Annotated in this window: 18 protein-coding genes; 8 read left to right on the top strand and 10 right to left on the bottom strand. The window is 63.3% G+C overall.

Annotation, left to right across the window (positions count from 1 at the left end; genetic code table 11):
• Nucleotides 1-9: 9 nt before the first annotated feature.
• The 6 genes from AB6809_RS29050 (at nucleotide 10) to AB6809_RS29025 (ending at nucleotide 7,521) form a co-directional block, all read left to right on the top strand.
• Nucleotides 10-318, top strand: a complete 309-nt coding sequence (locus AB6809_RS29050; protein WP_029971498.1) for a PP0621 family protein — start codon at nucleotides 10-12, stop codon at nucleotides 316-318.
• Nucleotides 315-911, top strand: a complete 597-nt coding sequence (ampD, locus tag AB6809_RS29045) for a 1,6-anhydro-N-acetylmuramyl-L-alanine amidase AmpD (RefSeq protein WP_029971497.1) — start codon at nucleotides 315-317, stop codon at nucleotides 909-911. Before AB6809_RS29050 ends, ampD begins: the two co-directional genes overlap by 4 nt.
• A 570-nt stretch (nucleotides 912-1,481) precedes the next feature.
• On the top strand, nucleotides 1,482-4,496 hold the full coding sequence (locus AB6809_RS29040; RefSeq protein ID WP_371027723.1) for a ribonucleoside-diphosphate reductase subunit alpha: 3,015 nt from the start codon (nucleotides 1,482-1,484) through the stop codon (nucleotides 4,494-4,496).
• A gap of 703 nt (nucleotides 4,497-5,199) precedes the next feature.
• Entirely contained in the window at nucleotides 5,200-6,432 is a 1,233-nt protein-coding gene (locus tag AB6809_RS29035) for a ribonucleotide-diphosphate reductase subunit beta (RefSeq protein WP_081653099.1), read from the top strand.
• A gap of 84 nt (nucleotides 6,433-6,516) precedes the next feature.
• A complete protein-coding gene (locus AB6809_RS29030) occupies nucleotides 6,517-6,843 on the top strand; it encodes a hypothetical protein (protein WP_006051851.1) in 327 nt (108 codons plus the stop codon).
• A 30-nt stretch (nucleotides 6,844-6,873) separates the two neighbouring features.
• Nucleotides 6,874-7,521 (top strand): histone H1-like DNA-binding protein, encoded by a 648-nt coding sequence (locus AB6809_RS29025; protein ID WP_029971494.1) that lies wholly within the window; start codon nucleotides 6,874-6,876, stop codon nucleotides 7,519-7,521.
• Nucleotides 7,522-7,780: 259 nt separating this feature from the next.
• Here AB6809_RS29025 and AB6809_RS29020 read toward each other — a convergent pair whose 3' ends face one another.
• From AB6809_RS29020 to AB6809_RS28975, 10 genes are all read right to left on the bottom strand, one after another.
• Nucleotides 7,781-8,257, bottom strand: a complete 477-nt coding sequence (locus AB6809_RS29020) for a glycine zipper 2TM domain-containing protein (protein ID WP_006051854.1) — start codon at nucleotides 8,255-8,257, stop codon at nucleotides 7,781-7,783.
• A 25-nt stretch (nucleotides 8,258-8,282) separates the two neighbouring features.
• Nucleotides 8,283-9,221: a carbohydrate kinase family protein gene (locus AB6809_RS29015; protein ID WP_006051855.1), complete on the bottom strand. Its 939-nt coding sequence runs from the start codon at nucleotides 9,219-9,221 to the stop codon at nucleotides 8,283-8,285.
• 97 nt (nucleotides 9,222-9,318) lie between these two features.
• Nucleotides 9,319-9,819 carry a thiol peroxidase gene (tpx, locus tag AB6809_RS29010; protein WP_006051856.1) on the bottom strand — a complete coding sequence of 167 codons (501 nt, stop codon included), beginning with the start codon at nucleotides 9,817-9,819 and terminating at the stop codon, nucleotides 9,319-9,321.
• 73 nt (nucleotides 9,820-9,892) lie between these two features.
• Nucleotides 9,893-11,206, bottom strand: coding sequence for a DUF3426 domain-containing protein (locus AB6809_RS29005; protein WP_029971493.1), 1,314 nt, complete (start codon nucleotides 11,204-11,206; stop codon nucleotides 9,893-9,895).
• Between the two features lie 48 nt (nucleotides 11,207-11,254).
• Nucleotides 11,255-12,157, bottom strand: coding sequence for a 50S ribosomal protein L11 methyltransferase (prmA, locus tag AB6809_RS29000; protein ID WP_029971492.1), 903 nt, complete (start codon nucleotides 12,155-12,157; stop codon nucleotides 11,255-11,257).
• Nucleotides 12,158-12,160: 3 nt separating this feature from the next.
• Entirely contained in the window at nucleotides 12,161-13,528 is a 1,368-nt protein-coding gene (gene accC, locus AB6809_RS28995) for an acetyl-CoA carboxylase biotin carboxylase subunit (RefSeq protein ID WP_006051859.1), read from the bottom strand.
• Nucleotides 13,529-13,692: 164 nt separating this feature from the next.
• Nucleotides 13,693-14,172 (bottom strand): acetyl-CoA carboxylase biotin carboxyl carrier protein, encoded by a 480-nt coding sequence (gene accB, locus AB6809_RS28990; RefSeq protein WP_006051860.1) that lies wholly within the window; start codon nucleotides 14,170-14,172, stop codon nucleotides 13,693-13,695.
• Between the two features lie 71 nt (nucleotides 14,173-14,243).
• Nucleotides 14,244-14,699 (bottom strand): type II 3-dehydroquinate dehydratase, encoded by a 456-nt coding sequence (aroQ, locus tag AB6809_RS28985; RefSeq protein ID WP_027802281.1) that lies wholly within the window; start codon nucleotides 14,697-14,699, stop codon nucleotides 14,244-14,246.
• Between the two features lie 194 nt (nucleotides 14,700-14,893).
• Nucleotides 14,894-15,463, bottom strand: a complete 570-nt coding sequence (locus AB6809_RS28980) for a TlpA family protein disulfide reductase (protein ID WP_371027739.1) — start codon at nucleotides 15,461-15,463, stop codon at nucleotides 14,894-14,896.
• 9 nt (nucleotides 15,464-15,472) lie between these two features.
• Nucleotides 15,473-16,126, bottom strand: coding sequence for a hypothetical protein (locus tag AB6809_RS28975; protein ID WP_006051863.1), 654 nt, complete (start codon nucleotides 16,124-16,126; stop codon nucleotides 15,473-15,475).
• Nucleotides 16,127-16,408: 282 nt separating this feature from the next.
• Between AB6809_RS28975 and mpl the strand changes: the two genes are divergently transcribed.
• Together mpl and AB6809_RS28965 are read left to right on the top strand one after the other, a co-directional pair.
• Nucleotides 16,409-17,803, top strand: coding sequence for a UDP-N-acetylmuramate:L-alanyl-gamma-D-glutamyl-meso-diaminopimelate ligase (gene mpl, locus AB6809_RS28970; protein ID WP_006051864.1), 1,395 nt, complete (start codon nucleotides 16,409-16,411; stop codon nucleotides 17,801-17,803).
• On the top strand, nucleotides 17,800-18,402 hold the full coding sequence (locus AB6809_RS28965; protein WP_006051865.1) for a YqiA/YcfP family alpha/beta fold hydrolase: 603 nt from the start codon (nucleotides 17,800-17,802) through the stop codon (nucleotides 18,400-18,402). Before mpl ends, AB6809_RS28965 begins: the two co-directional genes overlap by 4 nt.
• Nucleotides 18,403-18,590 lie beyond the last annotated feature (188 nt).

The raw sequence follows: 18,590 nt of genomic DNA, 5'->3' as shown, positions 1-18,590 counted from the left end.
GCGTGTCCCATGCGACAAATCTTTTTGCTGATCCTGTTGTTCATCGTCGGGCAGTGGCTTGTGAAGGCGCTGCGCCGTCACGATGCGCACACCGCGCAACGTACCGGCGCAGGCGGCGCGCGCGGCGCTGCCAATAACGGCAACGGCGCCGCGCGTCAGCCCGAGGCGCCGCAACTCGCGGAGCCGATGATCCGTTGTGTCGAGTGCGGCGTGCATGCGCCGAAGAGCGACTCGGTGGTCGTCGCGGGCCAGGTGTTCTGCAGCGCCGCGCACGCGCAGCGGCACGGCACGCGACCCACGGGCCGCGACGCCCGATGAGCGTCGAGTTCACCGTCGACGCAGACGGTTGGGCCGCGCAAGCACGCAAACTGCCGTCGCCGAACTTCGAGGCGCGGCCACAAGGCGCGGTGCCCACGCTGATCGTCGTGCACAACATCAGCTTGCCGCCCAATGAATTCGGCGGCACCGCGATTGCCGAACTCTTCCTCAATACACTCGATTGCGACGCTCACCCGTATTACGACGCGCATCTGCGCGGCGTGCGCGTGTCGGCGCATTTCGTGATTCATCGCGACGGCGCGCTCGAGCAGTTCGTGTCGTGCAACGAGCGCGCGTGGCACGCGGGGCCGTCGAATTTTTTCGGCCGCGAGCGTTGCAATGATTTCTCCATCGGCATCGAACTCGAAGGCAGCGACACGACTGCTTTCGAGGCGGCGCAATACCGCACGCTGAGCGCGCTCGTGAGAGCGCTCGCGGCACGTTATCCGATCGAAGCCCTCGCCGGACACTCCGACATTGCGCCCGGCCGCAAGACCGATCCGGGCCCCCACTTCGAATGGACGCGCCTGCAACGCGACACCTCGCTCGCGGATCGGTATTTCCCCTATCTCAAGTTTTCCAAAACGCGGTAACGGCCGTTCGCGCGAGCTCGCGTGATGCGAGGAGAACGAGGCGCAGCCTCGCTCTCCGGGGAGCCGGCTTCGCGTCGCGCGAGCCAAAAGTCAATACGTTTCGGATAAATAAAACGATTTGATCTGTCTTGAAAGTCCACTATACTTGGTGCCACAAATTCAGTTACGCACTAGATGTTGTGTGTCCTGTGTATAACTGTGTGAATAACCAAGTGCATAACATAGTGCACAAGTCTGCGGCGCCCCGCTCTCCGAGCATGGCGCCGCAAGCATTCCAGGCAGCGAAAAAGAATTCCTGCAGGGCGGCCGGTGAAAGGTAAGAGCGGGTAGAGCGCGGGGCAAGCGCGAACCAACCGGCGGCAACCATAAGCATCAGGAAAGGGGCTGAGAGTGATCGCGAGAACTACGACGAAGACCGTTACGAATTCGAATCAGGCTTCATCGCAGTCGCATTCCGTCAGCCGCCGAGGCCGGCCTCTTTCCTGCACCCCATCGCTCGCGCACGCGGCGCAGCGTTCGTTTTAATCCGCGGCACTCGCCGCAACATTTCCAGGACCAGGAGCTTTGCACATGCAAACCACCGACAACGCGACGACCCGGTATGAGGGATCACCGACTGGCCAGGCTTTCGGCCAGGCACAAGGCGCCCAGGCGCTCGCGCCGCAAGCGACGTACGCCGACTATAAGGTGATCCGCCGCAACGGCAGCGTGGTGTCGTTCGAGCCGTCGAAGATCGCCATCGCCGTGACGAAGGCATTCCTCGCTGTCAACGGTGGTCAGGGCGCGGCATCCGCACGCGTGCGCGAACTGGTCGAGCAACTCACGCAGAACGTGGTGCGCGCGCTGGTGCGCAGCCGTCCGAACGGCGGCACGTTCCATATCGAAGACATTCAGGATCAGGTCGAACTCGCGCTGATGCGCGGCGGCGAGCACAACGTCGCGCGTGCTTACGTGCTGTATCGCGAGAAGCGCACCCAGGCGCGCGGTCATGACGAGCAGGTGGCCGGCAGCACGCCGGGCCTCACCGTTACCGACAACGGCGTGTCGCGTCCGCTCGACATGGCTGCGTTGCGCGGCATCATCGAGTCCGCTTGCGCGAACCTGGGTGACGCCGTGAGCGCCGAGCCGATCGTCGCTGAAACGGTCAAGAATCTGTACGACGGCGTGCCGATGAGCCAGGTCTACGACTCGGCGATCCTGGCCGCTCGCACGATGATCGAAAAAGATCCGGCTTACAGCCAGGTCACCGCGCGCATTCTGCTGCACACGATCCGCCGCGAGATTCTCGAAGAAGAAGTCACGCAAGCCGAAATGGGCGAGCGTTACGCCGAGTACTTCCCGCAGGTCATCAAGCGCGGCGTGCAAGCCGAGTTGCTCGACGACAAGCTGCTGCAGTTCGACCTGAAGCGTCTGGGCGCCGCGCTCGATAACAACCGCGACCTGCAGTTCGGCTACCTCGGTCTGCAAACGCTGTACGACCGCTACTTCCTGCATCACGACGGCGTGCGTATCGAAATGCCCCAGGCATTCTTTATGCGTGTCGCAATGGGCCTGTCGCTGAACGAGATCGACCGCGAAGCGCGCGCGATCGAGTTCTACAACGTGCTGTCGAGCTTCGACTTCATGTCGTCCACGCCGACGCTGTTCAACTCGGGCACGCGCCGCTCACAACTGTCGTCGTGCTACCTGACGACGGTCGACGACGACCTCGACGGTATCTACGAAGCGCTGAAGGAAAACGCGCTGCTCTCGAAGTTCGCCGGCGGCCTCGGCAACGACTGGACGCGTGTGCGTGCGCTTGGCTCGCACATCAAGGGCACCAATGGCAAGTCGCAAGGCGTCGTGCCGTTCCTGAAGGTCGTCAACGATACGGCCGTCGCCGTGAACCAGGGCGGCAAGCGCAAGGGCGCAGTGTGCGCGTACCTGGAAACGTGGCACCTCGACATCGAAGAATTCCTGGAGCTGCGCAAGAACACCGGCGACGACCGTCGCCGCACGCACGACATGAACACGGCGAACTGGATTCCCGACCTGTTCATGAAGCGCGTGATGGAAGGCGGCGACTGGACGCTGTTCTCGCCGTCCACCTGCCCGGATCTGCACGACAAGTTCGGCGCCGAGTTCGAAGCGGCTTACACGGCTTACGAAGACAAGGTCGCGCGCGGCGAGATCAAGCTCTTCAAGAAGGTTCCGGCGGCGCAACTGTGGCGCAAGATGCTCGGCATGCTGTTCGAAACCGGCCATCCGTGGATCACGTTCAAGGACCCGTGCAATGTGCGCTCGCCGCAACAGCACGTCGGCGTCGTCCACTCGTCGAACCTGTGCACCGAAATCACGCTGAACACGAGCGACGCTGAAATCGCCGTCTGCAACCTGGGCTCGGTGAACCTCGTCGCGCATCTGAAGGAACAGGCCGACGGCACGCTCGTGCTCGACCACGACAAGCTCAAGCGCACCGTCAGCGTCGCGATGCGCATGCTCGACAACGTAATCGACATCAACTACTACGCAGTCGCCAAGGCGCGTAACTCGAACCTGAAGCACCGTCCGGTCGGCATGGGCATCATGGGCTTCCAGGACTGCCTGCATCTGCTGCGCACGCCGTACGCGTCGGAAGAAGCGGTGAAGTTCGCCGACACGTCGATGGAAGCGGTCTGCTACTACGCTTACTACGCGTCGACGGAACTGGCGCAGGAGCGCGGCCGTTACTCGAGCTATCGCGGCTCGCTGTGGGATCGCGGCATTCTTCCGCAAGACTCGGTCAAGCTGCTGGCCGACGCGCGCGGCGGCTATGTCGAAGTCGATTCGAGCGAGTCGATGGACTGGACCGAACTGCGTCAGCGCATCGCCACCTACGGCATGCGCAACTCGAACTGCATCGCGATCGCGCCGACCGCGACCATCTCGAACATCATCGGCGTGTCGGCCTGCATCGAGCCGACGTTCCAGAACCTGTATGTGAAGTCGAACCTGTCGGGCGAATTCACGGTGGTCAACGACTACCTGGTGCGCGACCTGAAGGCACGCGGTCTGTGGGACGAAGTGATGGTCGCCGACCTGAAGTACTTCGACGGCACGCTCTCGCGCATCGACCGTATTCCGGCGGACCTCCGCGCGATCTACGCGACCGCGTTCGAAGTCGATCCGAAGTGGCTGGTCGAAGCGGCGTCGCGTCGTCAGAAGTGGATCGACCAGGCGCAGTCGCTGAACATCTACATGGGCGGCGCATCGGGTAAGAAGCTCGACGAGATCTACAAGCTCGCATGGGTGCGCGGTCTGAAGACCACGTACTACCTGCGCACGATGGCGGCCACGCACGTCGAGAAGTCGACGGTCGCTCACGGCGCGTTGAACGCAGTGAGTTCGGGCGGCGGCGAAGGTGCGGGCGGTGCCGGTGGTGTCGGCGGCGGCGCGGCAGGTGGCTTCGGCGTGAGCGGCGGTGCGGGTGTCGGCGGTTTCCAGGCAGCGGCGGCGGCAGCGGCAGCGCCGGCAGTTGCAGTGGAAGCAGCGCCCGAAGCGGACGGTCCCGTGTGCATGATGCGTCCGGGCGATCCTGGCTTCGACGAGTGCGAGGCTTGCCAGTAAGCGGCAAGAGCGAGCAGTCGCAGTGAGTAGTCGCAGTAAGCAGGTTCGTTGTTTGCTGAAGCGTTCTAGGTAATGACCCGCATGCAGCGATCGACGAACCTGATAGAGATGAAGCAGAGATAAGCCGACGAGCGGCGCGGCAAGCAAGGTGGATGAAGTCGAACGCCGCACCGCTCATCGTCGGACCGTTGCAAAGTGAAGTAGAGAAGCAACGAGTCGACATGTCACGAAGCGCGCAAGACGACACCGACTGCAAGACCCGCCGCTTCAATCGCCGCTTCACCAACGCTTCAATCAACGCAGCGACGCAGCGATGAAATGATGCAGCGATGAAACGACGCAGCGAACAACGCAACTGGCCACATGCATCGCGCGACATCGCATTGAACTTCATCTCGCTAACGCGGACGAACCCGCAACGCGCATCGAAGTGCGCATCGAAGTGCAGTACACAGCAACCGCACTCCGCAATACAGATAGATAGAGCAGCGAAACGTCGCTCGGACACGTTGCTCTTCGAGCTCGCGAAGCACCTCGACGACACAGCTTGAAGTCGCATCACTCAAGGCAACGTTCACAGTCTGTTGAACAAAGTGTTGTATGAACGTAGCAACGCGAATCGAAAACAGGATTTTTCGCAAGCGGACTCTTTTATCGCTCGTGAAAAGATGGTACAAACCGTTCTAAATTGATGGTGACATTTATGCTCAACTGGGATGACGAGATCACTGCCGTAACTCCCTCGAGCGCTACGCAACAGAACGTGTTGCGCAACGCTGCGGGATCGGCTGTCGGTTCGCAAGTCGAAACGCGTTCCGCTCCTCATGCTCCCTCGGCTTCAGACATCTTCGCGAACGACATCGCTGTCGCTCCCGCTGCTAACGTTGCTCGTGCTGCTGGAACGGCTGCCGTTTCCGAAGCGCGGGTGAATGTCGCCGACAAGCGCATCATCAACGGCCAGACCGACGTCAATCAGTTGGTGCCGTTCAAATACAAGTGGGCCTGGGAAAAGTATCTGGCTGGTTGCGCCAACCACTGGATGCCACAAGAAGTGAACATGTCGCGCGACATCGCCCTCTGGAAAGACCCGAACGGTCTGACCGAAGACGAGCGCCGCGTCGTCAAGCGCAACCTGGGCTTCTTCGTGACGGCCGATTCCCTCGCCGCCAACAATATCGTGCTGGGCACCTACCGCCATATCACGGCGCCCGAATGCCGCCAGTTCCTGCTGCGCCAGGCGTTCGAAGAGGCGATCCACACACACGCATACCAGTACATCGTCGAATCGCTGGGTCTGGACGAAGGCGAGATCTTCAACGCGTATCACGAGGTTCCCTCGATCCGCGCGAAAGACGAGTTCCTGATTCCGTACATCAATGTGCTGACCGATCCGGGCTTCAAGACCGGCACGCTCGAGACAGACCAGACTCTGCTTCGCTCGCTGATCGTGTTCGCCTGTGTGATGGAAGGCCTCTTCTTCTACGTCGGCTTTACGCAAATCCTGGCGCTCGGCCGCCAGAACAAGATGACCGGCGCGGCGGAACAGTATCAGTACATCCTGCGCGACGAGTCGATGCACTGCAACTTCGGCATCGACCTGATCAACCAGATCAAACTCGAAAACCCGCAACTCTGGACGGCTGAGTTCCGCGCGGAAATCCGCGAGATCTTCCAGCAAGCGGTCGAGCTCGAATATCGTTACGCAGAAGACACGATGCCGCGCGGGGTGCTCGGCCTCAATGCGTCGATGTTCAAGAGCTATCTGCGCTTCATCTGCAACCGCCGTTGCCAGCAGATCGGTCTCGATCCGCTGTACCCGAACGAGGAAAACCCGTTCCCGTGGATGAGCGAGATGATCGACCTGAAGAAGGAACGCAACTTCTTCGAGACGCGTGTGATCGAATATCAGACTGGCGGCGCGCTGACCTGGGAGTGATCCGGGTTCGTACCGCGATGTATTCATCGATGGGGATGCCGTGGCTTCGGCTGCGGCGATTATGTTTAGGAGCTGAACCGCCTGATGCAAAGCGTGCCTCGTGCGCCGCGTGCCTTCGCGGCCCACAAACATGACCGGCACTTTGCGAACCCTTCAGTGGGATGGGCAAACTTCCCCCCGGAAAAAGCCGTCGGCGGTATCGCCGTCGGCTCGATCAAGCAATTGCCGGCGTTGATTTCCAACGCCGATGACATTTGGCGCGCGGTGCCTTGCGGCACGGCGCGCCTTACCGCATTCATTAGCGTAAGCGCGCGGCACCTGCGTACGCCGATGAATAGCCCGCTTCGTAGCGCGCGCCCTGAGAAGCGTCCGCGGGAAGCGGGTTTTGACGAAGGGTGTAGTTTGAACTGACTCTCATCTGAAAACCTGAAGGAGAAAATGATGGCAACTGCAAAGAAAGCCGCCGCTAAGAAGCCTGCAGCAAAGAAGGTCGCAGCAAAGAAGGCAGCTCCGGCGAAGAAGGCCGCACCGGCCAAGAAGGTAGCAGCGAAGAAGGCTGCTCCGGCTAAGAAGGTAGCGGCGAAGAAGGCAGCGCCGGCGAAGAAGGTAGCAGCGAAGAAGGCTGCGCCGGCCAAGAAGACCGTAGCGAAGAAAGCAGCACCGGCCAAGAAGGTAGCAGCGAAGAAGGCAGCGCCGGCGAAGAAGGCTGCAGCGAAGAAGGCTGCACCGGCCAAGAAGGCGACTGCGAAGAAGGCAGCGCCGGCCAAGAAGGCTGCTGCGAAGAAGGCCGCGCCTGCGAAGAAGGCTGCTGCGAAGAAAGCCGCGCCTGCCAAGAAGGCTGCTGCCAAGAAGGCTGCGCCTGCGAAGAAGGCTGCTGCTAAAAAGGCTGCGCCTGCCAAGAAGGCTGCTCCTGCGAAGAAGGCCGCTGCTGCTCCTGCGAAGAAGGCCGCGCCTGCGAAGAAGGCTGTTGCCAAGAAGGCTGCACCTGCACCCGCTGCGACTTCCGTTTCGAGCGCACCGGCAGCAACGGTGAAGACCGCGCTGAACCCGGCAGCAGCATGGCCGTTCCCGACGGGCAGCCGCCCGTAATCGGGCTGTTCAGCGGTAGCAGTACTTCGACGCATCGCATGATGTGTCGATGATCGAGTAGCGCTTCACGCAGTCTCGCGAGCGCTACTCGGTCAGGATCCCGTTGCCGGTTTCGGCGACGGGATTTTTTTCGTCCGTACGAGTCGATACAAACGGAAGCAGCACGAATGCGCAGGCGAAAAAAAACGCATGCACAGGGGAGGGCATGCGTGTGAGGTCGATGCGGCCGCATGAAGCTGGCCGCTCGAGAGGGGAAAGCTTAGTGCGTGACGCGTGTGACGCCGCCGCTGGAAAGCAGCCGGACGCGGTCGCCGGCGCGGAAAATCTCGCCGGTTGAGCTTTGCGTGATCGCGCGAATGTCGCCGTTATCGAGCCGCACGGTAATTTCCAGACCGTCGCGCACGGCCACCCGGTTCTCGACCGAGTTGCCCGCCACCGCACCCGCCAGACCGCCAATAATGCCGGTGACGATCGAGCCCGTGCCGCCGCCGATAGTGCTGCCGGCCACCGCGCCGAGCGCGCCGCCGCCGATCGCACCGAGGCCGCTCGGCTGACCGTTGTTCGAGCTGATCTTGACGGCGCGCACGCTGTCGACCATGCCCATGCGGACCGTTTCCTCGCGCTGCGCCTGCGACGCGGTGTAGACGTCGGCGGAACTGCTGTTATACGCACACCCCGACATGGCCAGCGAACCGGCGATCAAGGCGGCCACTATCAGGCGACTCGTTGTTCTCATTCCCTAACTCCAATAGCTTTCGGTATTACGGCAGGTCGTACCCGAACGCCTGCTTGAACCGTTCGTTGATCTGCGCCCGGGTGGGCGCGTAGTTTTGCGGACCCTGCTGTTCGATCTTCAGCGCGCCCATCAGGCTCGCGAGACGGCCCGTGGTCGCCCAGCCGAGCTTCTTTTCGATGCCGTACAGCAAGCCGCCGCGAAACGCGTCGCCGCATCCTGTCGGGTCGAGCACCTGCTGTGCCTTGACGGCGGGAATGTCTTCGACGCCGCCCGCATGATGAATCTGCGCACCGTGTTCGCCGAGCGTGACGATGAGCGCTTCGACCTTGCCGGCGATCTCCTCGATCGACCAACCCGTCTTGTTGCTCACAAGTTTGGCTTCGTAATCGTTGACAGCTACATAGGTCGCAAGTTCAATCATGCGCCGCAGTGCAGCACCGTCGAAGAGCGGCAGTCCTTGGCCCGGATCGAAGATAAACGGCACGCCCGCTGCGGCAAGATGCTCGGCGTGCTGGATCATGCCGTCGTAGCCGTCCGGCGCGACGATGCCGAGCGTGATGTCCTTCGCTTCGTCCGCGCGGTTCAGATGCGACTGCATCATCGCGCCCGGATGGAACGCGGTGATCTGGTTGTTCTCGAGGTCGGTGGTGATCATCGCCTGCGCCGAATAGGTGCCCGGCACGACCAGCACGTTTTCCGTCGACAGCCCGAGCTGCCTGAAGCGGTCCATGTAAAGCTGCGCGTCGACCTCGCCGAGCGTGCCCATGATGCGCGCGTCGCCGCCGAGCAGATTCAGCGAATAGGCGATGTTGCCCGCGCAGCCGCCGAACTCGCGGCGCATCGTCGGCACCAGAAAACTCACGTTCAGGATGTGGACCTGCTCCGGCAGGATGTGCTCCCGGAACCGGCCTTCGAAAGTCATGATGTTGTCGTAGGCGAGCGAGCCGCAAATCAGCGTAGCCAAGGCGAGCGTTCCTGTAAAAAAAGAATGAAGAAATCGGGGTGACGATGTGAAAGCGCCGCGCGTGGAGCGCGGCGCCGGAGTCTGCTACGCCGAGGTTTTACTTCAGCGCGGCGAGTGCTGCGTCGTAGTTCGGTTCGTTCTTGATCTCGCTGACCAGTTCCGAGTGAACGACCTTGTCGTTCTCGTCGATCACGACGACGGCGCGCGCGGTGAGGCCCGTCAACGGACCGCTGGTGACGTCGACGCCGTACGCCTGCGCGAAGTCATGGCCGCGGAACGTCGAGGCCGTCACGACGTTCTCGATGCCTTCGGTCGTGCAAAAGCGCGACGCCGCAAACGGCAGATCGCCCGACACGACGATCACGGCCGTGTTGCTGAGCTTCGCGGCGGCTTCGTTGAACTTGCGGGTGGACGTCGCGCAGGTCGGCGTGTCGAGGCTCGGGACGATGTTCAGCACCTTGCGCTTGCCCGCGAAATCGGCGAGCGACAACGGTTTCAAATCCTTGCCGACCAGCGAGAAGGCAGGCGCGGTCTGGCCGGCCGACGGAAAGCTGCCGGCTACTTCGATCGGGTTACCACCCAGCGTGACTTGACTCATGTTGTTGTGCTCCGAAAGTTCGTCTGTGACGACGGTGAGCGCGCCCGAATCGAGCCGGACGCGCGGGGATGCGTTACGGATAGAAAATCTGTACGCGGAAATTCGACGCGACCGCGTTGCCCGTATCGAGGCGCACGATCATGGTTTGCGTCATGTGCGGCGGCAGGCCGGCTGCGATCGGCGTGCCCGGCGCCACGTAGTCTTGCGGAAACAGCACGCGGCGCAGCGCGATGTTGTTCTGGTCGTCGAGCAGCGTGAGTTCGATCGCCGGGTAGGCGAGCGCGACGTTAAAGCGGTTGCGCAGCGGCATGCGCAACTCGAGCTTATGCGGCCCGTCGACTTGCCGCAGATCGGACGGCTCGACCTGCAGACCGTCGATGTCGTGCGGCGCCGTGACCTGGCAACCGAGTTGCGCGCATACCTTCGTGTACAGCGCCTGGCTGCGCGGCATATAGACGAGCACCGTTTCGCGTTGCCACCACGCGAGCTGCGCCAGCAACGCGATGACGAGCAGTCCCGCCGCCACCGATCCGCCGATGATCCACGCGAGGCGGCGCGGCTCGGCAGGGCGCGTTTCGCGCACCACGGGGAACGGATCGGCGTCGTCGTTGACCGGCTGCACGGAGAACGGCTCGCCGTCCGGCGTGGCTGCCGCGCGTGCCGGGCCGCGCAGATCGAGATCGTCGTCGAAATGCGGGTGCGGATGCGTTGTGCCGAGGCCGGCCGCGCCTACGCCGGTCGTGCCGAAATGCGGTTCGTTGTCGGGGAATCCGTGGAAACTTGCCGACTCGTTCAGCACCGGTTCGTCGGGCTCGGAGCCGGGAGCGCGCTCTGTCTTGTGCCAGACGCGCGGTGCTTCGCCGGCGGGCGGCTGCGTTGCTGGTTCGTTTGCCGGTTCGCTTGCCGGTTCCGTGTCATACGCGAACGGTTCGAGCGGTGCGTCCGCGAGCAGCGGTTCGTGATCGGCTGCAGCTGTCGGCGCGCTGCCTGCGGGCAAGCGCGGTTCCTTCGGCGCAGCACCCACTGCATCCGCTGCCGCCGATGGACCTGCGCCCACGTAGCGCGGCTGCGCCGAGACGTTCTCTGCGTTGTGCCTGAGGCGTTCCTCGAAGAGCGGCGTGGGTCTCGGCGCCCACGGGTCCCACGCTGAGGGGCTGAAGTCGGCGCTGCTCGGGCGCGCGCCCGAAAGCGCCTCCATGGCCGCGGCTGCGGAGACCTGTCTTGCAGTGGAGAAGTCGCCGGCTTCGCTGATGTCGTAGAGGCTGCCGGATGCATCGAATACTTCGTGGCACTGCCCACAGCGCACGAGCCCGCGACGCAGCGCGAGCTGCGCCGGTTGCAGGCGGAAAACGGTTTCGCAGAAGGGGCAGCGCGTTGCCAGAAGCATAGTGAGCCGGTTAGCCAGGAGGCCGTTGGTTGGACAATGCGCCTTATTCTAATGGCTTTCGCGACGCGTTCCCGTTAAGCATACCCAGCCTTCGTGTTCGCGCCATACGCCGATGTCGATCCACCGTGCGTACACCTGCGCGACTTCGTCGGCCTGGCGCGCCAGGATGCCGGACAATGCGATCCGTCCACCGGGTTTGACCTTCGACGACAGCATCGACGCCATCAGCTTGAGCGGATTGGACAGGATATTGGCGACCACAATCTCGAATTCACCGGTCGGACATTCGTCGGGTAAGCCGTAGGTAACTTCAGCGCGGTTGCGCTCGCTGTTGTGACGCGCCGACTCGACCGCTTGCGGATCGATGTCGATGCCGTACACCGGATTCGCGCCGCACTTTTTGGCGAGAATCGCGAGGATGCCGGAGCCGCATCCGTAGTCGAGCACGGACTGTCCGGGCTGCACCGATTGCTCCAGCCATTCCATGCACAAACGCGTGGTCGGATGGCTGCCCGTGCCGAACGCAAGGCCCGGATCGAGTTCGAGTATCAGCGCGTTCGGGTCCGGCGCGTCGTGCCACGACGGCACGACCCAGATCCGCTCGCCAATCGGAATCGGATCGAATTGCGACTGCGTGAGCCGAACCCAGTCCTGTTCCTCGACTTCACGCACTGTGAAAGCCGGCGCTTCCGCAAGACCGATTTCATTCGATGCCGCCGCGAGCAGCACCGCGGGATCATGCTCTTGCGCAAGCAGCGCGATCACGCGCGAATGCTGCCATGCGGTGCGATCGGGCGTGAGACCGGGCTCGCCGAAGAGCGGCTGCTCATCGGGCGTGTCGGCGTCCGCATCTTCCACGGACACCGACAGCGCGCCCAACTCGAGCAGCGCGTCGGACAATTCCTCCGCGTGCTCGCGTGCCAGTTCGGCGACCAGTTCCCGGTAACTCATGACTTACGCTTCTTCCGGCGCGGCCTGCTGCTTCGCGGCCAACCGGTTCTCGAGGTAGTGAATGCTCGTGCCGCCTTCGACGAACTTCGCGTCGAGCATCAACTCGCGATGCAACGGGATGTTCGTCTGAATGCCTTCCACGACCATTTCCGACAGCGCAATGCGCATCCGCTTGATCGCCTGCTCGCGCGTCGCGCCGTAAGCGATCAGCTTGCCGATCATCGAATCATAGTTCGGCGGCACGAAATAGCCATTGTAAGCATGCGAATCGACGCGGATGCCGGGACCGCCCGGCATGTGCCACGACGTCAAACGTCCCGGCGACGGAATGAACTTGAACGGGTCTTCGGCGTTGATCCGGCATTCGATCGCATGGCCCTTGAAGACGATGTCGCGCTGACGGAACGCGAGCTTCTCGCCGGCCGCGATGCGGATCTGTTCCTGCACGATGTCGACGCCCGTGATCAGTTCCGTCACCGGGTGTTCGACCTGCACGCGCGTGTTCATTTCGATGAAGTAGAACTCGCCGTTTTCGTACAGGAACTCGAACGTACCCGCGCCAAGATAGCCCATCTTCTTGCAGGCGTCGGCGCAACGATCGCCGATCCGGTCGATCAGACGGCGCGCGATGCCCGGCGCCGGCGCTTCCTCGATCACCTTCTGGTGACGACGCTGCATCGAGCAGTCACGCTCGCCGAGCCAGACCGCGTTCTTGAACGAATCGGACAGCACCTGAATTTCGATGTGCCGCGGGTTCTCCAGGAATTTCTCCATGTAGACCTGCGGGTTGCCGAACGCGCGGCCGGCTTCTTCGCGCGTCATGTTGACCGCGTTGACGAGCGCCGCTTCCGTGTGCACCACGCGCATGCCGCGGCCGCCGCCGCCGCCCGCCGCCTTGATGATGACCGGATAGCCGACCTGGCGCGCAATTTTCACGATCTCTTTCGGATCTTCGGGCAACGCGCCTTCCGAACCCGGCACGCAGGGCACGCCGGTTTTGATCATCGTCTGCTTGGCGGTCACCTTGTCGCCCATCATCCGGATCGTTTCCGGGCGCGGGCCGATGAAGGTGAAGCCGGACTGCTCGACACGCTCGGCGAAGTCGGCGTTCTCCGACAGGAAGCCGTAGCCGGGGTGGATCGCTTCGGCGTCCGTGACTTCCGCCGCGCTGATCAGCGCCGGCATGTTCAGGTAGCTGAGATTCGAGGGCGCCGGGCCGATGCAGACCGCCTCGTCCGCGAGCTTCACGTACTTGGCTTCCTTGTCGGCTTCCGAATAGACGACGACCGTCTTGACGCCGAGTTCGCGGCAGGCGCGCTGGATACGAAGCGCGATCTCGCCGCGATTGGCAATGAGGATTTTTTCAAACATAGCGGGTTTTCGACTCATCAGTGGGCGCCGGGTTGTTCACAACACCGGCTGCCTCAGAAGATCGGATGCGCGCCGTGCCCAACGGGCGCCAGTAACGCAAGGGGCACAGCGAGCGCAACGGCATGCGCGCGGCAAGGCGCGGGTGCGCCGCCGCGGTGCGCCACTTAGCCGACCACGAACAGCGGCTGGCCGTATTCCACCGCCTGACCGTTTTCGACGAGGATTTCCTTCACGACGCCGGACTTGTCCGACTCGATTTCGTTGAGCAGCTTCATCGCTTCGATGATGCAGATCGTCTGGCCTTCCTTGACCGTATCGCCGACCTGGACGAACGGCTCGGCGCCCGGCGACGGCGCACGATAGAACGTGCCGACCATCGGCGACGTCACGACGTGGCCCTGCGGAGCGGCTGCAGCCGGCGTCGCCGGAGCGCCTGCCGCGGCGCCTGCGGCCGGAGCTTCGCCGCCGTTGGCCGGCGCACCCTGCGCGAACTGCTGCGGCGCGTACGAAGGGGACTGTTGCACGTAAACCGGCGGCGCATTCTTGACGATGCGCACCTTGCCTTCGCCCTCGGTCACTTCGAGTTCGGAGATGCCGGACTCCGAGACCAGGTCGATCAGAGTTTTCAGTTTACGTAGATCCATCAGGAAGCCCCTTTCAATGCGTGGAAGTGCCGGCGCGTGGGCGGCCGGCGCAAATTAGACGTGTTGTTGATTCAGCTGCGCGACGAACCGGCCGCCAGCCGGTCGAGCGCGAATTCGAGCGCGTACAGATAGCCCTTCCAGCCGAGACCGCAGATCACCCCTTCGGCCTGGTCGGAAAAATAAGAGTGGTGCCTGAACGGCTCGCGGCGATGCACGTTCGACAGGTGAATCTCGACGAACGGAATACCGACGCCCGCCAGCGCGTCGCGAATCGCCACGCTGGTGTGCGTGTACGCGGCGGGATTGATCAGAATGAAATCGGTCTTTTCGGTGCGCGCGGACTGGATGCGATCCACGAGCGCGCCTTCGTGGTTGCTCTGGAACGACGCCAGTTCAACCCCGGCGTCCGCTGCGCGATCGGCGAGCGCCTGATCGATCTGCGGGAGCGTCACGCGGCCATAAACCTCGGGTTCCCGTGTGCCGAGAAGATTGAGGTTGGGGCCGTGCAGTACCAGCAGTCGCGTCATGGTCGCTTCTTTTTCCGTGGAATTGGGCGCACTTTAGCGCTGATTAGAGAAACTTGTCTAGTTTCCTGCACGGACGGCGCGTTGTGAGCGCTCTTTTGACGGCTGCGCGGCGGTTCAACTTCTCCCAATTCCGCGCGATTTCCGCGTAACTTCGCGCCTTTCCGCCGCAAACGGATGTCAAAAGATTAGGAAATTTACAGCGAGTCGAGCGTCTGTTTCAGCGCTTTTGGATCGATCTGGCCTAATTTTGTCGCGCGAATGTTGCCGTTGGCATCGATGACTACGGTGAATGGCAGCCCGCCCGCCGTATTGCCGAAGGCCCGCGCGAGGTCGGCGCCGCCAAAGCCCGTCACGTAGACTGGATAGGCGACTTGCACCTTTTGCAGGAATGTCTGGACGTTTTTCTCCGAATCCACGCCAAGTCCGACGAACTGGATGCCTTTGCCCGCGTAGTCGCGCTGAAGTTGCGACAGCGCCGGCATTTCCTCGACGCAGGGGCCGCACCATGACGCCCAGAAGTTGACGACAATTGGCCGGCCCTTCAGCGCAGTTAGCGATTCCGGCTTGCCGTCGGCTGTCTTGACCGGCATCGCCCAAAGCTGCGCCACGGCGCTTTCTTTTGACGCGGGCTGCGCTGTCTGCGCCACATCGCTCACGCCATCGCCCTCGTGGTGGCGGCCGTTCAGCCAGTGATTGGCCGCGACGCCGCTCGCGGCCGCGATCACGGCGACGAAAACGCCGAAGAGAATCCGTCTGGTGTTCATCATGCGTGTCTAGTTGGTGGAAGGTGCGACGCCGCCGCCGTCGAGCAGCAATTGAACCGCCTGCAGATTCGCGCGCGCCGTGCGTCCGCGCGCGTCGGCCTTGACCGCGCCGCGCAGGTCGTCTGATTGGTAAAGGGCGACGTGAACCCCGACGGGTTCGGCGTCGCGTCCTTCGCTCGCCGACCGCCACAGGAAGCTCAGCGTCTCGACGTAGCCGCGCCCGGCGAAATGGCGCGTCTCCGAAACGTCGTACTGAATGTTCGCGTTCAGAAAGTAGATGGCGACTTCCTTCGGGTCGTCGCAGAACAACTGAAGGTGAATGTCGGAATGCTCGCCGGCCGTGCCGCCGAGCACGGCGCCCGTCAGGTACGGATTGAACGGCGCGAGCCGCTCCATCCATTCGACCGCGATACGCCGCAGGCGCCGCAACAGCGCCGGCTGACTGTCGCCCTGGAAGAGCGACTGGTATTCGCGGATTTCTTCCTCGATCTGGTCGTTATCCGGCAGCCATTCGCCGGCGACGCGGCTTTCCCCGACCACCTGCCGGGCCGCTTTGCGCTTGGCCGTTGCGTAGTCGAGACCGTCTTCCGCGATCAGGCGCGCGGCCGCGACCGCGATTTCCTCGCGCACGCGCTGCGGATCAAAATGTGATTTGCGAACCATTCGTCCATCATACTAGAGATTGATGACAGCCCTTTCCGGCGGCCCGGACCGCTGTGGGCGCGTGCCAGGGGCGTGCCGGGGCGGGCGAGCGCGCTTAGGTCTTCGGGAGGCGTCGGTTACAATAGCGACCTTTGTGAGCAGCCGTTTCGGCTGCTCCCCATCTCACATCCCTCGCAGCAAAGCGCCGGCCGCCCGGCGTTTTTCTGGCCCCCTCGGGGTCGGGCGCCAAGCGCCGGGTGAGGGGCCTTCCAGGAAAAAACGCCCGCGCGGCACGACAGGCTTATGCACATCCACATCCTCGGTATCTGCGGCACGTTCATGGGCGGTCTCGCGGTCCTCGCGCGCGGCGCGGGCCACACGGTGACGGGCTGCGACGCCGGCGTCTATCCGCCCATGAGCACGCAGCTCGAGGCGCAAGGCATCCGGCTGATCGAGGGCTACGACGCGGAGCAGTTGAACGGCCTGAACGCCGACCTGTTCGTGATCGGCAACGTGGTCACGCGCGGCAATCCGTTGATGGAAGCGATTCTCGACCGCGGTCTGCCCTATGTGTCGGGCCCGCAATGGCTCGGCGAACACGTGCTGAACGGCAAATGGGTGCTCGCCGTGGCCGGCACGCACGGCAAGACGACGACCACGTCCATGCTGACCTGGCTGCTGGAAGACGCCGGTCTTAACCCCGGCTTTCTGATCGGCGGCGTGCCGCTCAATTTCGGCGTGTCCGCGCGGCTCACGGATTCGAGCTTCTTCGTGATCGAGGCGGACGAATACGACACCGCCTTCTTCGACAAGCGCTCGAAGTTCGTCCACTACCGGCCGAAAACGGCCGTGCTGAACAACCTCGAGTTCGATCACGCCGACATCTTCCCGGATCTCGCCGCCATCGAGACGCAGTTCCACCATCTGATCCGCACCGTGCCGCGCATTGGCCGCGTCGTGACGAACGGTCGCGAAGACGCGCTGGAGCGCGTGCTGACGCGCGGCTGCTGGAGCGAAGTGGAGCGCTTCGGCGTGCAGGGCGGCTGGGAAACGCTGCCCGCGGAAGATGGCGTGCCCGTCGACGAACGCTTTGCCGTGTATCACAACGCCGAGCGTGTGGGCGTGGTCGAGTGGCAGGTGCAGGGCGAACATAACCGGATGAACGCGCTCGCCGCGATCGCCGCCGCGCGCCATGTCGGCGTGCCGCCGGCGCAGGCGGCGAAGTCGCTGGCGAGCTTTCGCAACGTGAAGCGGCGCATGGAAGTGCGCGGCAGCGTGGACGGCGTAACCGTCTACGACGACTTCGCTCATCATCCGACCGCAATCGAAACGACCGTGGCGGGCCTGCGCGCACGCGTGGGCCGCGACAACACGCGCATTCTCGCGGTGCTCGAGCCGCGCTCGAACACGATGAAGCTCGGCGTGATGAAAGCGCAATTGCCCGCCAGTCTCGCCGACGCCGATCTCGTGTTCGGCTACGGCGCGCCGAGCGGCCGCGACGCGCTCGGCTGGAACCTGGGCGAAGCACTCGCGCCGCTCGGCGCCAACGCGCAAGCCTTCGACAATCTCGACGCGCTCGTTAAAGCGGTAGTGCATGCGGCGCGCCCCGGCGACCAAATCCTGGTGATGAGCAACGGCGGCTTCGGCGGCGTGCATCAGAAACTGCTCGACGCCCTTTCCGCGCGAGGCGCCACGTGATTCTTTATCTGCACGGCTTCCGCTCCTCGCCGAATTCGTTCAAGGCGCGCCTCCTGGCGGCGCGCCTTGTCGAACTGGGCCGCAGCGACGAATGGTGCTGCCCGATGCTGCCGGTTTCACCCTCCGAGACGATTGCGCTCGCGGAGTCGCTGGTGGCCGCCGCCGGCACGCAGCGCGTGACCGTGATCGGCAGTTCGCTCGGCGGCTACTTCGCCACGTATCTGGCCGAGAAGCACGGCTGGCCGGCCGTGCTGCTGAACCCGGCGGTCGTGCCGCAACGCGACCTGAGCGCCTATCTCGGCGAGCAGCCGTTGTGGCATGGCGGCGGCAGCATCGTCGTCGAGCCACATCATCTTGACGAATTGCGGGCGCTGAGTGTGACGTCTATCACGCGCCCCGAACGTTATTATTTGCTGGCCGCGACCGGCGACGAAGTGCTCGACTACCGCGAAATGCTCGCGCACTATCCGGGCGCGCGCACGACGCTGATCGAGGGCAGCGACCACGCGATCAGCGAGTTCGCCGATTATGTCGACGACGTACTGGCCTTTTGCGACGCCGAAGACGTCGAGCCGCCTGCGCCGCGCGAAGCAGCTTGAGCAATAGCCGGACTTAACCAGAGTTAGCCAGACATAGCGAACGCCTGGCCGGGTCGAAGCCGAACGTAGCCGGCGCGATCCAGAAAGCGGACCGCGCGGCAGCGGAAGCGCTGCCCGCCATCAGATTCATGCCGCACAGATTCATGCCGCATGCGCGCGTCGCGCGCGGCGGACCCACCATCACGAAC

Origin of the sequence: Paraburkholderia sp. RCC_158 (assembly GCF_041355255.1) — a bacterium.
Lineage (GTDB): Bacteria > Pseudomonadota > Gammaproteobacteria > Burkholderiales > Burkholderiaceae > Paraburkholderia > Paraburkholderia graminis.
Note: the sequence above shows the minus strand (reverse complement) of the source record. Positions and strands in the feature narration are given on the sequence as shown.

Excerpts from the sequence above, each read along its gene's own strand:
- AB6809_RS29050 (WP_029971498.1), top strand. The coding sequence starts at position 10 with ATGCGACAAATCTTTTTGCTGATCCTGTTGTTCATCGTCGGGCAGTGG.
- ampD (WP_029971497.1), top strand. The coding sequence starts at position 315 with ATGAGCGTCGAGTTCACCGTCGACGCAGACGGTTGGGCCGCGCAAGCA.
- AB6809_RS29040 (WP_371027723.1), top strand. The coding sequence starts at position 1,482 with ATGCAAACCACCGACAACGCGACGACCCGGTATGAGGGATCACCGACT.
- AB6809_RS29035 (WP_081653099.1), top strand. The coding sequence starts at position 5,200 with ATGCTCAACTGGGATGACGAGATCACTGCCGTAACTCCCTCGAGCGCT.
- AB6809_RS29030 (WP_006051851.1), top strand. The coding sequence starts at position 6,517 with ATGCAAAGCGTGCCTCGTGCGCCGCGTGCCTTCGCGGCCCACAAACAT.
- AB6809_RS29025 (WP_029971494.1), top strand. The coding sequence starts at position 6,874 with ATGGCAACTGCAAAGAAAGCCGCCGCTAAGAAGCCTGCAGCAAAGAAG.
- AB6809_RS29020 (WP_006051854.1), bottom strand. The coding sequence starts at position 8,257 with ATGAGAACAACGAGTCGCCTGATAGTGGCCGCCTTGATCGCCGGTTCG.
- tpx (WP_006051856.1), bottom strand. The coding sequence starts at position 9,819 with ATGAGTCAAGTCACGCTGGGTGGTAACCCGATCGAAGTAGCCGGCAGC.
- AB6809_RS29005 (WP_029971493.1), bottom strand. The coding sequence starts at position 11,206 with ATGCTTCTGGCAACGCGCTGCCCCTTCTGCGAAACCGTTTTCCGCCTG.
- prmA (WP_029971492.1), bottom strand. The coding sequence starts at position 12,157 with ATGAGTTACCGGGAACTGGTCGCCGAACTGGCACGCGAGCACGCGGAG.
- accC (WP_006051859.1), bottom strand. The coding sequence starts at position 13,528 with ATGTTTGAAAAAATCCTCATTGCCAATCGCGGCGAGATCGCGCTTCGT.
- accB (WP_006051860.1), bottom strand. The coding sequence starts at position 14,172 with ATGGATCTACGTAAACTGAAAACTCTGATCGACCTGGTCTCGGAGTCC.
- aroQ (WP_027802281.1), bottom strand. The coding sequence starts at position 14,699 with ATGACGCGACTGCTGGTACTGCACGGCCCCAACCTCAATCTTCTCGGC.
- AB6809_RS28980 (WP_371027739.1), bottom strand. The coding sequence starts at position 15,463 with ATGAACACCAGACGGATTCTCTTCGGCGTTTTCGTCGCCGTGATCGCG.
- AB6809_RS28975 (WP_006051863.1), bottom strand. The coding sequence starts at position 16,126 with ATGGTTCGCAAATCACATTTTGATCCGCAGCGCGTGCGCGAGGAAATC.
- mpl (WP_006051864.1), top strand. The coding sequence starts at position 16,409 with ATGCACATCCACATCCTCGGTATCTGCGGCACGTTCATGGGCGGTCTC.